The following is a 13,411-nucleotide window of genomic DNA, read 5'->3' as shown; positions in this document are numbered from 1 at the left end:
GCATGAGGCTGCCCACTGTGGTCGTCGTCACCGGGACCGATACCGAGGTCGGCAAGACCGTCGCAACGGCGGCGCTCGCGGCACTGCTGGTGTCCGTGGGACGCAGCGTGACGGCATACAAGCCCACCCAGACTGGCGTCGAGCCGGGCGAGCCCGGCGACATGGCCGAGGTGGCCCGACTGGCGGGTGTGTCCAGCCACGAGGGGGTGCGGCTCAGGGCACCGATGGCACCGCGCCCCGCCGCGGCACTCGAGGGCGCGGGCCTCCCCACGCTCGCAGAGCACCTCGCGACGGTCGCACAGCTCGCCGCGACACACGACCATGTGCTCGTGGAGGGTGCGGGCGGGCTGCTCGTCGAGCTCACCGAGGCGGCTGAGACGCTGGCGGACCTTGCGAAAGCGCTGCCGGGAGCGGGGATCGTCGTCGTGGCCCGCAGTGGGCTGGGCACACTGAACCACACGATGTTGACACGAGAGGCCCTGGCGCACAGGGGGATTGACTGCTCCGGCATTGTGCTGGGCGCTTGGCCGCAGGAGCCGAGCACGGTTGAGACGACGAATCGCGAGTACCTCGCATCGCTCCCCGAAGGCCTGCTCGGCGCGATCCCCGAGGGTGCGCCGAGCCGTGGTCCCGAGGCGTTCCGCGGCGAGGCGCCTGTCTGGCTGGCCGCCCTGGCTCAGCGGATGGGCACTCCCTGACGGAGCAGGCCGTGCACGATGCCGTCGGTCAGTGCCCGCCACGATGCGGCGAGGATCGAGCCCGCGACGCCGATGGTGTCCCACGACGTCTCGCCGTCCGACGTCTCGATGAGCACACGCGTGATCGCGTCGGTGCCGTGGGACGCGTCGAGGATGCGGACCTTGAAGTCGATGAGCTCGAGCTTCTCGATCTCGGGGTACGCACGGGTCAGGGCGTCGCGCAGTGCGTGGTCGAGCGCGTTGACCGGACCGTTGCCCTCGCCGGTGGCGATGAGGCGAGCCCCGTCGGCGCGGAGCTTCACCGTGGCCTCTGAGGTCGCGTCGCCGACGGCCAACGAGCCAGTGGAGTCGGTGATGACCCTCCAGGACTCGACCTCGAAGTAGTGAGTGCAGCCAGGCTGGAGCGCCTCACGGACCATGAGCTCGACCGTCGCGTCGGCCGCGTCGAACGTCCACCCGCGCAGCTCGAGGTCCTTGACCTCGGCGAGCACCTTGGCGACGACGTCCGGGCGGTCGGACAGGTCGAGCCCGGCCTCGCGGGCCTTGAGCTCGATGCTCGCCCGCCCGGCCATGTCCGAGACGAGCGTGCGCATGCCGTTGCCCACCTGGGCAGGGTCCATGTGCTGGTAGAGGTCGGGGTCGACCTTCAGCGCGCTGGCGTGCAGGCCCGCCTTGTGCGCGAAGGCGCTCGCACCGACGTACGGCTGACGGCTGTACGCGGGGACGTTGGTGACCTCGCTGATCGCGTGGGCGATGTGCATGGCCCGGCGGAACGACTCAGGCGCCATCGCGTCGAGGCCGAGCTTGAACTGGAGGTTCGCTGCGACCGTGATGAGGTCGGCGTTCCCGGTGCGCTCGCCGTAGCCGTTCACCGTGCCCTGGACGTGGGTCGCGCCGGCGCGGACGGCTGCGACCGAGTTCGCGGCCGCGCAGCCCGTGTCGTTGTGACAGTGCGCACCGATCCGGGCCCCGGTCGAGGCGATGACGTCGGTGACGACCTGCTCGACCTGGTGCGGCAGCATGCCGCCGTTGGTGTCGCAGAGCACGACGACCTCGGCGCCGGCATCGTGCGCCGTTCGGACCACCGACAGCGCGTAGTCGCGGTCGAGGTGCCAGCCGTCGAAGAAGTGCTCGGCGTCGAGGAAGACCCGGCGCCCTTGGCCGACGAGGTGGCTCACGGTGTCACGCACCATGGCGAGGTTCTCGTCGAGCGTCGTGCGCAGGGCTTCCTCGACGTGCCGGACGTGCGACTTCGCGACGAGGCAGACCACTGATGCGCCCGAGTCGACGAGCGCGCGGACCAGCGGGTCCTCTGCCGCCGTCCCACCGGCACGGCGGGTCGCCCCGAAGGCTGCGAGGGTCGCGTTGCGCAGGTGCAGCTCGGTCTTGGCGCGCTCGAAGAACTCGGTGTCCTTCGGGTTCGCTCCGGGCCAGCCACCCTCGACGAAGTCGACCCCGAGGTCGTCGAGCAGCTCGGCAATGGCCAGCTTGTCCGACACCGAGAGGTTGAGCCCCTCCTGTTGGGCGCCGTCGCGCAGGGTGGTGTCGTAGACGTGCAGGGCTTCCATGACCTTGATTGTCCTCGATCTCGGAGTGGTCGCCGACCACCTCTGGTGGCGGTCCGGCCTGTGCAGGTTGCTGCTGCGACTCGCGCTCTTCTCGTATGCCGTCCGGCCGGGTGTGGCCTCGCGACGTCTCCCTCATGGGTGGATCGGGAAACAAAAAGACCCCCCAAGGGTTGGGAGGTCTGCGCGACGAGGGTCTCTCGTCGCGCTATTCGATAATGAGCGTGCCGGTGGGCACGAGTCGCTTCATCACACGCTCAAGGTAGGGGTGCCCGCCCGTCGAGCGAAACGCCTGGTCCGGATACTGGACGGGGACCAGCCCGACGTGGCGTCTGGGAGACTCCGATGCGTGACCCACAACCGCTCATGCACCTTCAGACTCGCACTGCGGTCCCATCGGCGCGCGCCAAGGGTCGTCGCATGATCCTGCTGTTTCGCCGCTCCGTCCGATCGATGTGGTCATTCCTCGTCATCGGGCTTGGCCTCATGTTGGCCCTGCTGGGCGTCGTGGCGCTGACAGCGTCGGCCGAGCCGGGCGAGACGAAGGGCGCCTACGGGAGCGGTCTCGTGATCGGTGCCGGCTGTGTCGCACTCGGGATTGCCTTCACGTATGGAGGCGCACGCGTGGGCGTCTTCGCGCGCGGCGACGGAGTCATGGTCCGTCAAGCCTTCGGCCGGGGACGAACGTTCGGGGCGGACGAGATCGCGGGCTTCACTACGGGTGAGGAGGCACATCAGTCGATGCCACTCATGCTGATCTACCCGGTCATCCTCTCAACCGAGGGGTTCGACGTTGGTGTTACGTCGCTGGCGTCCTTGCGCGTGGTCCCGGGAGCTCGACGACAGGTCCAGTCGGCGATCCTGCGGATGAGCGAGTGGACGGGCAAGCCGGTACACCCGGACTGAAACCGTGAGCGTCGCGCGGTCGTTCTCGCCATGCGTAGCGCGTCAGGTGCTCGGCCTTGAACCTCAGGGGGGTGCGGGACCGATCCCGGTGTTGGTAATCGTCTTGGCGGGTCGCGCCGAGGATGCCGTCGACGCCGATACCGATGAGGTCGACGTGGCCGTCGGGCGGGTCTGCGGGGGTGGTGGCCGGTGCCAGGTGACTTCCCATGGGGTCACCTCAGCTGTGAGGCCGAGCTCGTGGACTCGGGTGTGGTGGCGGCCGCACAGCAGGGCCCCGTTGAGCAGGTCGGTCGGCCCGTCGTCGACCCAGTGGATGACATGGTGGGCGTCGCACCACTGCGCGGGAACCNGAGCCCGACCAGGGCCGCGTAGGACATCGTGATGACGACCTTGGCCCGCGGGGTCCGGGTCACGCCCATCGGGGCGGCCACCGCCCGAGCGACCAGCTCGAGCAGCGCGTCAGCACGCCGTGTCGCCGGCAGCCGCGGGTCGGCCACCGGCACGGCGCAGACCTCACACACCGGCCCGACAGAGCGCCCGTCCGGTAGCCCAGCGTGCGTATCCGGCTCTCCGGCTAGCCCTTGTTCGCCGGGCCGGCGATCAGGCCCGGAATCATCGACCCAGGTCCCCGGTTCGGGGATCAGGTGCCCACACACCGGGTGCCGATACGGCGCCGGACGCTCTGCCCAGTCCAGGTCTGGCCGCGGCCGGGCCAGTGGGTCGATCGCGGCATCAAGCACCGCCGCGCCCTCGGGATCCAGGCGCAGCCGATACTCGACCAGACCCGCCGAGCGACCCACTCGAGACAGCGACCGACCCGCCCGCATCCGGGCATCCTCGGCCTCCACCTGCTCGGCCGGCCGCAGCGAGACCCGCGCCCGAGCAACCACCCGACGCAGCTCTTTCGCCCCCAGCACCCCGGACTGCTCCACCATCGAGTCGACCACACCCTCGAGATGCTCGCGCTCGGCGTACGTCACCGCGTCCTGGTGGAACCGCACGATCACCGCGGCCCGGTCCACCGTCGTCGCCCCCGAACGCACCATCTCGGCCAGGGCCCGCCACCGCGGCTCGGCAAGCACCGCACCCACGGCCGTCAGCTCTGCCGCCCCGGCACCCTCCAGGCCCGGCGCATGAGCCGCGATCCAGTTGTTGCGCGAGAGCCCTTCTCGCATCCCCAGACCACGCGAGGTCACCTCGCCCGCCAACACGGCCGTCAGGGTGTGAGCGGCATCGCGCACCCGCTGCGCCTGCTCGATCGCGTCCCCCACCCCCGCCTCCGGCATGCACCACGTCGGGTACGACCGAGCGATCAGCCAGATCTCCTCCGAGATCGACGCCAGGCGGGCGGCGAGTCCAGGCAAACCCTGCAGAGCCTCCAGCTCCGCGCCCGCCCCCGGCTCAGCCGACGCCAGCAACGCCAGCTGGGTCACCGGGTCCATGACCTCACGTGGTTTTGCCGCCCCCTCGGGTCCCGCTGACGCACCTGAGTCCTGCACCGGCGAAGGGGCGCCCTCGTGCGGGCCCTCTCGGCGCTCCTGGTCGCGGACTGTCGTGCTCATGACTCAAACATATGTTCGACCACTGACAGTCGTCCGTCGCTACCCACAGCAAACCGATGCAAACAGCCGAGTTGTCCACAAGCCCGACCTCCAGCGGTACTAGGCCCGCGTCGTAGTGATCGACAGCACTTTGCGCGAGGGCTTGTTACGAAAGCCGTTTGAGCCAGTGATCGATGACCGCGACGTGAACGGGTCGCGGCGAAGCGGACGGCGAGCTAGTCGTACCGGGTGGCGAAGCCGCGGTGGTGTTTGAGGATCTTGATGCCGCACAAGACCGCGTGCGGTCTTTGTACCGCTCGGGGTCGAACCCCGGAGGCCCTCCACCGGTGGAGCCTCGGCGTCGGCGGTGGCCGGCTTGGTCGGCGGGATCGGGCCCGGATCCCGCGGGCGCAGTCAGACGCGGTTCGCGCGGGAGGCGTAGGCCTTGGAAGCCAGCACCTCATCGGGACGGGTGCGGGCACGACCGGGTTCGGAGCGGGGCGACCCGGATGGCGTCAAGGACCGGGATCATCTCGGGTGAGTCACCGACCTGGCCAGGGTGAGCCGGAACGGCAGACCGCCACAGCGGGTGTCGATCACGACGTGCATCTAGGTCGACCAGCCGCGACGAGAGCGGCCCAGCGCGTGGTGAGGCGGTTCTCCCACAACCAGATCCACGCTGTCCCGCCTCGAGCCCGCGGCGTGCGCGTGAGCCCGCGAGGTGCTCGAGTCCATTGACAGCCGCCAGGACAACGTGCCGACCACATCCGCCTGCGCAATCAACGTCGACTCGAGCCGTTCTCACGCCGACCACCTGCCAGCACGCGAACAGCGCGTGCACCCGCCACCACGGCCCGTGCCTCTGGGGCACATCCCGCCACGGGCACCCCGTCCGCGTGCGGTGCCGTACCCTGTCGATCAGACCCGAAGCGGACACTGCCGCGGCCGACCACACCCGGACGGCACCAGCAGCAATGGCTCCAACACGAACCACTGGGCGTCGTTCAGGTCATGGCGGGACGCGGCGGACATCGTGGACACGAGGCCTCCAGCAGTGGCTCGGATGATTCAACACCTGCTGCCTTACTGCGGAGGCCTCATCTCATGCCCGGCGACACGCCGACGTCACACCAGCCACTTTCGTAACAGGCCCTGGAGTGGCTCGCCACTCCGAAAAGTGCCGTGCTCCATATCGGCCAGTGTCTGCGGCAGATCCTCGATGAGCAGCCTTGCCAGGCCCATCAGGCGGCCTCCGCGATGTCGCGACACCGGGCCCGCCAAGGTGATCTGGGGGTCAACACCACGCCCGCGCTCCGACGCAACACTCCTCGGCTGGCCTGCTCCAGGCGCTGCGACAGGTCGAGTCGACCGAGATCCGAGCCTGCGCTGCCGCGTTACAGGGGGAAATGGCTGGCGCCGCCGAAGCCGAGATGGTGACCATTGCTGCGTGCACATCGACATCGAGGTGGCTGGTGGCGGCGTCCGTGGCGCGTCAGAAGCGGATCTCGCCGTCTTTCGCGGCATCCCGTACGCGCAGCTCCCAGTGCGGTTCGGCCGACCGGAGCCCGCCAAGGCCTGGGCCGGCATACGCGATGCGCTGACCTTCGGGCCCCCGCCTCCGCAGCCGGGTGTCTTCCGGATGGACGCCATGGCCGCAGACGACGACGGCGGCGCCGCAGACGGCGACGACGACGAGTGGCTGACGGTCAACGTGTGGTCTGCGGATCTCAACGCCCGGCTGCCCGTCATGGTGTGGATCCAGGGCGGGGCCTACACGTTCGGCATGTCCGGCCTTCCTGAGTACGACGGCAGCAACCTCGCGCGCGAGGGTGTCGTGCTGGTGACCTTCAACTACCGCGTGGGGCTGGAGGGCTTCGGGTACGTCGAAGGGCTGCCGCCCAACCGCGGCCTGCTCGACCAGGTCGCTGCGCTCGAGTGGGTGCAGGCCAACATCGGAGCATTCGGCGGAGACCCGGACCGCGTGACCGTTTTCGGCCAGTCCGCAGGAGGAGGCTCAGTCGCCGCCTTGCTCGCGATGCCGCGGGCGGCGGGCCTTTTCCACCGCGCCATCGCCCAAAGCGTGCCCGGCACCTTCTTCACCCCCAGGCTTGCCGCAGACATCACCCGAGCATGCGCCGCCGAGCTCGGCCTCGAGCCGGCCGACCTTCCCACCGTCGATCCCCGGCTGCTGCCCTCTGCCGGAGACGCCCTCATGGGCCACATGGCCGACCACGCCGGGCGGTGGGGCCGGGCGGCACACGCGCTCGTCCCGTTCGCCCCGGTCGTCGACGGCGACGTGCTGCCCGCGACTCCGTGGGCGGGACTCACAGGCCGGGTCGCGCTGATGGTCGGGCACACGCGTCACGAGCAGCGGCTGCTGACGCTCATCAGCGGACAGCTCGGCACCATCTCCGAAGCGGAGGCGACCGAGACCGCCGAGGTCTTCGCCCCGAACCCGCAGCGGTACCGCGAAGCCTTTCCCGACGCGCAGGAGCTGTACGAGGTCGTCCGCTCGGACTGGCTCTTCCGGATGCCGTCCCTGCACCTCGCCGAGGCACAGCTCGCGGCCGGCGGGCGCGCCCACCTCTACGAGCTGACCTGGCCCGCCCCCGGCATGGGCGGCGTGCTGGGCGCTTGCCACGGCCTGGACGTGCCACTGGTGTTCGGCAACCTCACCCTGGGTCAGCCGGCGATGCTCATCGGCGACCCGACCCCGGAGGCAGTGGCCCTGTCCGAGCAGATGCGGCACGCCTGGACGGAGTTCGCCAAGCACGGCGACCCGGGCTGGCCGGCATACGACACGGGCTCGACACGGCGGTTCGACGCCGAGCCCGCGGTCACGGCATACCCCGAGGAGGTGTCGCGCCAGATCTGGGGGGACCACCCCGCCGTGCTCGACCTCGTGCCGTCGGTCCCCGGTCGCTAGCTACGCGCTGGCCCCGAAGGACGCCATGAGGGCGTCCATGATGGTGGTCCGCTCCCTCAAGGCCACCCGTCGAAGGAACGGGGTCGCCCCCCGGTAGAGACCGTGCGTGTGGATCCTGGATCTGTGATGCACGACCGTCATGCCGGGGCCGTCGGCCACGAGCGCGTATGCCGGCCAGCCCTCGACGTTGAGCCTGCCTCCCCTGGACCTGTCCCACCAGTGGTAGACCAGGGTGTGCGGCGGCTCGTACTCCGCGATCTCGCCCGGTGCGGGCCCGAACGCCGTCCGGTCGAGGTAGGTCGTCCCGACCCCCCGCTGTCCCAGCGAGGTCTGCTCCGAGTGCCGGCAGATGCTGCCCTCCCTCGGCATCCAGTCGTTGTACCCATTGATGTCGGCCAGGCGCGCGAAGACGTGCTCGATCGGTGCGGGCACGGCCCGGGTCAGCTCAAGCTCGATCACGCCCATGTCGTCATGATGGGACCGCGTCACCCCATCCTCAAGAGCCGCGCCGGGGCGTTCAGCGAGCGACGCTCGCACGCTCGGCGGCATACGCGGTCGCGGCGGCGATGAACCCCACGAAGAGCCGCGGGTCGTCGCTCACCTCGGGGTGCCACTGCACGGCGACGCGGAACCTCGAGTGCGGGTCCTCCATGGCCTCGAGCGTGCCGTCGTCGGCCCACCCGGAGGCGACGTAGCCCGGGTGAGTCAGCACCGACTGGTGGTGGTAGCTCGGCACGTCGACCGTGCGCCCGAGGAGGGCGGCCACGGTGCTGCCCTCGACTGTGTGCACGGGGTGGTTGCCGTACGTCGCAGGTGCCGGGGAGTGGTTCGAGTGACCGACCCGGTCGGGCAGGTGCTGCTCGAGGTGCCCGCCGGCCGCCACGGCCATGATCTGCATCCCCCTGCAGATGCCGAGCACGGGCACGTCGAGCTCGTGGGTGGCCTGAGCGAGCGCCAGCTCCGTGATGTCACGGTCAGGACGCGACGCCTGCACCGAGGAGTGCCGCTCGTCCGAATACAGCTCGGGCGCCACATCCACGCCGCCCGCGAGCACGAGACCGTCGAGGCGGGTGAGCAGCTCGGCGGCGATGTGGTCATCGGCGTCGTGCCGTGGCGGGATGACGACCGCGATGCCCCCGGCTCGCTCGATGTGGTGGACGTACCGATGGGGCACGAGCGCACCCGGCACCGACACCCAACGGCCCCACGAGGCGCGTTCGACGTAGGCCGTGATGCCGATGACCGGGCGACTCATGGTGTGCACTTCGGATCTGACGTTTCGTAGCTCATACGTGCCGTCGCAACTCCCTACCTCCACAGTCTCACAACGGGGTGACGTAGGCGCCGGAGATGCCGCCGTCGACGAGGAACGTCGAGGCAGTGACGAAGCTCGACTCGTCGGAGGCGAGGAACAGCACGGCGTTGGCCATCTCCTCGGGCTCCCCGAACCGCCCCATGGGCACATGCACGAGACGCCGCGCGGCCCGTTCCTCGTCCTTGGCGAACAGCTCCTGGAGCAGCGGCGTGTTGACCGGCCCCGGGCAGAGCGCGTTGACGCGGACACCCTCGCGCGCGAACTGGACGCCGAGCTCGCGCGACATCGAGAGCACGCCCCCCTTGCTGGCGCTGTAGGAGATCTGCGACGTGGCGGCGCCCATCACGGCGACGAACGAGGCGGTGTTGATGATCGAGCCCTTCTTCTGCTCGAGCATGTAGGGCAGGGCCGCCTTGCAGCAGAGGTAGACCGACGTGAGGTTGACCTCCTGGACCCGGCGCCACGCGTCGAGGTCGGTGTCGAGGATGGAGTCGTCGTCGGGCGGGCTGATGCCGGCGTTGTTGAAGGCGATGTCGACCGAGCCGTAGGTGTCCTTGGCGACCTTGAAGAGGTTGTCTACTTGCTCCTTGCTCGTCACGTCGACGAGCACGAAGGTGCCCCCGACCTCGTCGGCGACGCGCGGCCCGTTGGCGTCGTCGACGTCGCCGACGACGACCTTCGCGCCCTCTTGCGCGAAGCGTCGCACCGTGGCGAGCCCGATGCCGGAGCCCCCCCCGGTGACGACCGCGACCTTGCCGTCGAGTCTGCCTGCCATGTCTCCTCTTTCCTTTGTGTTCAAGGGGATTCGATCGTTCACTCGGTGGAGATGAACACGTTCTTGACGTCGGTGAAAGCGTCGAGGGCGTCGGGGCCCAGCTCGCGCCCGATGCCGCTCTGCTTGAAACCCCCGAAGGGCGTCCAGTACCGCACCGAGCTGTGGGAGTTCACCGAGAGGTTGCCCGCCTCGACGCCGCGAGCGACGCGCAGGCCGCGCCCGATGTCTCGCGTCCAGATCGAGCCGGAGAGGCCGTATGCCGTGTCGTTGGCCTTGGCGACCGCGTCCGCCTCGTCGTCGAAGGGAAGCACGGCCACGACCGGTCCGAACACCTCCTCCTGCCAGACCCGGTCACGCGTCGAGCGGGGCAGCACAACGGTCGCGGGGTACCAGAAGCCTGAGCCGTCGGGCGCGTCGCCGCGGAAGGCGACGTCGACGTCGTCGGGCGCATCCTCCACGTAGGAACGCACGGCCGAACGCTGGCCGCCACTGATGAGCGGCCCCATCTCCGCGGTCTCGTCGCGAGGGTCGGTGACGACGACGCCCTTCACCGCCTCCTCGAAGAGTCCCATGAACCGGTCGAAGACGCTCCGCTCGACGAGGATCCGGCTGCGGGCGCAGCAGTCCTGACCGGCGTTGTCGAACACGGCGTACGGGGCGCGCGCGGCGGCCACCTCGAGGTCGGAGTCGGCGAAGACGATGTTCGCGCTCTTGCCGCCGAGCTCCAGCGTGACCCGCTTCACCTGGTCGGCTGCACCCTTCATGATCCGCTGGCCCACGGCGGTGGACCCCGTGAAGCACACCTTGCGGACGGCGGGGTGGGTCACGAAGCGCTCCCCCACGACCGAGCCCTTGCCGGGGATGACGGTGAAGACGTGCTCCGGCAGGCCCGCCTCGAGGGCGAGCTCGCCGAGGCGCATCGCGCTGAGCGGCGTCAGCTCGGCCGGTTTGAGCACGACCGTGTTGCCCGCAGCCAGCGCCGGGGCGAAACCCCAGCCGGCGATCGGCATCGGGAAGTTCCACGGGACGATGATGCCGACGACGCCGAGCGGCTCCTTGAAGGTCACGTCGATGCCACCCGGCACGGGGATCTGCCGGCCGAAGTTCCGTTCGGGCGCGGCCGAGTAGTACGCGAGCACGTCGCGGACGTTGCCCGCCTCCCAGCGGGCGTTGCCGATCGTGTGGCCGGAGTTCGCGACCTCGAGAAGCGCCAGCTCCTCCTGGTGCTCGCCGACGAGGTCCGAGAACCGCCGCAGCAGGCGCCCGCGGTCACCCGGGCTCACCGCCCGCCAGGCAGGCCCGGCCTCGGACGCGCGGGCGATCGCCTCGTCGGCCTCGTCGACACTGGCGAGCCCGACCGTCCGGACCAGCTCCTCGGTCGCTGGGTTGATGACGTCGTGCGTCGTGGTCATGTCACTCCTACTCTCGCCGGTCGATGTCATAGCGCGTCATATCTGGCGCGCAGATGCATCGAACCGGGACGTATGCCGCGGTCACAGTCGCTCGAAGCCGCGCCGGCGCTCCCAGTCGGTCACGGCGGCGTCGAAGGCGGTGATCTCGACGTCCGCTGCGTTGACGTAGTGGTCGACCACGTCGTCTCCGAAAACGCCTCGCGCGAGCTCGGACCGGCTCAGCAGGTCGCGGGCCTCGTGGAGCGTCGTCGGGACGCGCAGCTTGTCGGAGGTGTACGCGTTGCCCTCGAAGGCCGGCTCGAGCTCGAGCTGACGCTCGATGCCGTACAGGCCGCCGGCGAGCATCGCGGCGACGGCGAGGTACGGGTTGACGTCGCCACCGGGCACGCGGTTCTCGACGCGCAGGCCGGCGCCGTGGCCGACGACCCGCAGGGCACACGTGCGGTTGTCGTGGCCCCACGCGACTGCGGTCGGGGCGAAGCTGCCCGGCTGGAACCGCTTGTAGGAGTTGATGTTCGGCGCGTAGAAGTACGTGAAGTCGCGCATCGTGGCGAGGATGCCGGCGATGAACTGGTCGAAGAGCTCACTGTGCCCGTGCGGCCGGTCCTCATCGGCGAAGGCGATGGACCTGTCCAGCCCCCGCAGCGACAGGTGGATGTGACAGGAGCTGCCCTCGCGCTGGTCGTACTTGGCCATGAACGTGATCGACTTGCCGTGCCGCGCAGCGATCTCCTTGGCGGCGTTGCGGTAGATGACGTGGTTGTCGCACGTGCGGACCACCTCGTCATAGAGGAACGCGATCTCGTGCTGCCCGAAGTTGCACTCGCCCTTGGCGCCCTCGACGATGGCGCCCGCGGCATACATCTCGTTGCGGATCTCCCGAAGGAGCGGCTCGACCCGGTCGCCGCCGAGGATGGAGTAGTCGACGTTGTACCGGTTGGCCGGAGTCATCCCGGTGTACCCGCGGTCCCAGGCAGCGTCGTAGGAGTCCTCGAAGACGATGAACTCGAGCTCGGTGCCGCAGTATGCCGCCTGGCCGAGCTGGGCCGCCCGGTCGACCTGGGCCTTGAGCACGGACCGGGGCGCCTGCGCGACGGCGCCGGAGCCGTCGAGCCAGGTGAGGTCGCACTGGATGGTCGCCGAGTGACGTGCCCCCGGGGTCCGGCGCAGCGTGGTGAGGTCGAGGTCGAAGAACATGTCGCCGTAGCCGCGCTCCCACGACGAGATGGCATAGCCGTCGACGGTGTTCATCTCGACGTCGACTGCGAGCAGGTAGTTGCAGCCCTCGGTGCCCTGCTCGAGGACGTGGTCGAGGAAGTAGCGGCCGTGCAGCCGCTTGCCCTGGAGCCGGCCCTGCATGTCGGTGAAGGCGACGACGACGGTGTCGATGTCGCCGGAGTCGATCTCGAGGCGGAGCTGGGCGAGAGTGAGCGTCGGTGCTGTCGCCATGGCCACTTCCTTGGTCGTCGGGGTCTGGGTTCTCTGCGGTCCTTTGGGTCGCTACCCGATCAGGCCGCGCAACAGGGCGGAGGTCGCGTCACAGTGCTCCTCCATGACCGCCCTGGCCCGCTCGGGGTTGCCGCCGAGGATGGCCCCGACGATCTGGTGGTGCTGGGCGTTCGAGTGCTCGATGTTGCGCTTGAGCACGGGGATCGCCATGAGCATGTCGTGCAGTGCCGCCTGCGAGCGGGTCACCGCGTCGATGAGCATCGGCGAGCCCGACAGGGTCGCGATGGCCAGGTGCAGCCGGGAGTCGGCCACGCGGTGCGCGGCAGGGTCGGACGCGGCCACGTCGACGTCGTGCAGGCTCCCCGCGAGCCAGGCCCGCTGGTCGCCGGCGAGAGGCTGGGTGGCGGCGAGCCAGGCGGCCCCCGGCTCGACGACCCGGCGGAACGTCAGCGCGTCGAGCATCGCTGCGCCGCTGCGCACGAACGGGCCCTTGGCGGTGGCCGGGAACTCCGCGGCATAGGTCACCCAGGTGCCCCCGCCGCGGCCCCGCTTGGTCTCGACCAGCCCGGAGTCACGCAGCGCGGCGATCGCCTCGCGCAGGGTGTTGCGGCTGACGCCGAGGCGGTCGGCGAGCTCTCTCTCGGGTGGCAGCTGCTCCCCCTGCGTGAAGACACCCAGCCGGATAGCGGTGGCCAGCTGCTCGACGGTGCCCTCGAAGACGTTGCCCGTGGTGGGCCGCAGCACGACGTCCGGCAACGACGTCAGACGCTCTGCCGAACTCACGCTCTGATCCAATACCGTCACCACCTCGTCGTCAATGGTCT

Annotated in this window: 12 protein-coding genes; 3 read left to right on the top strand and 9 right to left on the bottom strand. The window is 69.8% G+C overall.

Translation table 11 applies throughout. The annotated features are described in order from the left end of the window. The first annotated feature begins 2 nt into the window (after positions 1–2). Complete coding sequence (gene bioD / locus ACYVLP_RS09665; RefSeq protein WP_460627127.1) at positions 3–698, top strand: dethiobiotin synthase; 696 nt, start codon at positions 3–5, stop codon at positions 696–698. Here the strand turns inward: bioD and cimA are convergent. After that, complete coding sequence (gene cimA / locus ACYVLP_RS09660; RefSeq protein ID WP_460627126.1) at positions 677–2,266, bottom strand: citramalate synthase; 1,590 nt, start codon at positions 2,264–2,266, stop codon at positions 677–679. The genes bioD and cimA overlap by 22 nt on opposite strands. Before the next feature lie 417 nt (positions 2,267–2,683). On the opposite strand from cimA, the gene ACYVLP_RS09655 reads away from it, so the two are divergent. After that, complete coding sequence (locus tag ACYVLP_RS09655) at positions 2,684–3,169, top strand: hypothetical protein (RefSeq protein WP_460627125.1); 486 nt, start codon at positions 2,684–2,686, stop codon at positions 3,167–3,169. Between the two features lie 63 nt (positions 3,170–3,232). Here ACYVLP_RS09655 and ACYVLP_RS09650 read toward each other — a convergent pair whose 3' ends face one another. Together ACYVLP_RS09650 and ACYVLP_RS09645 are read right to left on the bottom strand one after the other, a co-directional pair. Beyond that, positions 3,233–3,484 carry a hypothetical protein gene (locus ACYVLP_RS09650; RefSeq protein WP_460627294.1) on the bottom strand — a complete coding sequence of 84 codons (252 nt, stop codon included), beginning with the start codon at positions 3,482–3,484 and terminating at the stop codon, positions 3,233–3,235. A gap of 1,686 nt (positions 3,485–5,170) precedes the next feature. Next, complete coding sequence (locus tag ACYVLP_RS09645; RefSeq protein WP_460627293.1) at positions 5,171–5,647, bottom strand: transposase; 477 nt, start codon at positions 5,645–5,647, stop codon at positions 5,171–5,173. Positions 5,648–6,157: 510 nt separating this feature from the next. On the opposite strand from ACYVLP_RS09645, the gene ACYVLP_RS09640 reads away from it, so the two are divergent. Beyond that, positions 6,158–7,636, top strand: a complete 1,479-nt coding sequence (locus ACYVLP_RS09640; protein ID WP_460627124.1) for a carboxylesterase/lipase family protein — start codon at positions 6,158–6,160, stop codon at positions 7,634–7,636. Here the strand turns inward: ACYVLP_RS09640 and ACYVLP_RS09635 are convergent, their stop codons facing one another. From ACYVLP_RS09635 to ACYVLP_RS09610, 6 genes are all read right to left on the bottom strand, one after another. Next, positions 7,637–8,101, bottom strand: coding sequence for an SRPBCC family protein (locus ACYVLP_RS09635; protein WP_460627123.1), 465 nt, complete (start codon positions 8,099–8,101; stop codon positions 7,637–7,639). Positions 8,102–8,153: 52 nt separating this feature from the next. Further along, positions 8,154–8,891, bottom strand: a complete 738-nt coding sequence (locus tag ACYVLP_RS09630) for a gamma-glutamyl-gamma-aminobutyrate hydrolase family protein (protein WP_460627122.1) — start codon at positions 8,889–8,891, stop codon at positions 8,154–8,156. 67 nt (positions 8,892–8,958) lie between these two features. Continuing rightward, on the bottom strand, positions 8,959–9,726 hold the full coding sequence (locus tag ACYVLP_RS09625) for a 3-oxoacyl-ACP reductase (protein ID WP_460627121.1): 768 nt from the start codon (positions 9,724–9,726) through the stop codon (positions 8,959–8,961). Between the two features lie 38 nt (positions 9,727–9,764). Continuing rightward, the gene (locus tag ACYVLP_RS09620) at positions 9,765–11,138 is read right to left on the bottom strand and encodes an aldehyde dehydrogenase family protein (RefSeq protein WP_460627120.1); all 1,374 of its coding nucleotides are present in this window, start codon (positions 11,136–11,138) and stop codon (positions 9,765–9,767) included. Between the two features lie 81 nt (positions 11,139–11,219). Further along, positions 11,220–12,587 carry a glutamine synthetase family protein gene (locus ACYVLP_RS09615; RefSeq protein WP_460627119.1) on the bottom strand — a complete coding sequence of 456 codons (1,368 nt, stop codon included), beginning with the start codon at positions 12,585–12,587 and terminating at the stop codon, positions 11,220–11,222. Between the two features lie 51 nt (positions 12,588–12,638). After that, positions 12,639–13,370: a FadR/GntR family transcriptional regulator gene (locus ACYVLP_RS09610; protein ID WP_460627118.1), complete on the bottom strand. Its 732-nt coding sequence runs from the start codon at positions 13,368–13,370 to the stop codon at positions 12,639–12,641. Positions 13,371–13,411: the final 41 nt, after the last annotated feature.

This window comes from Intrasporangium mesophilum (genome assembly GCF_054783095.1).
The sequence above is the reverse complement of the archived record's forward strand: the minus strand, read 5'-3'. Positions and strand labels throughout refer to the sequence as shown.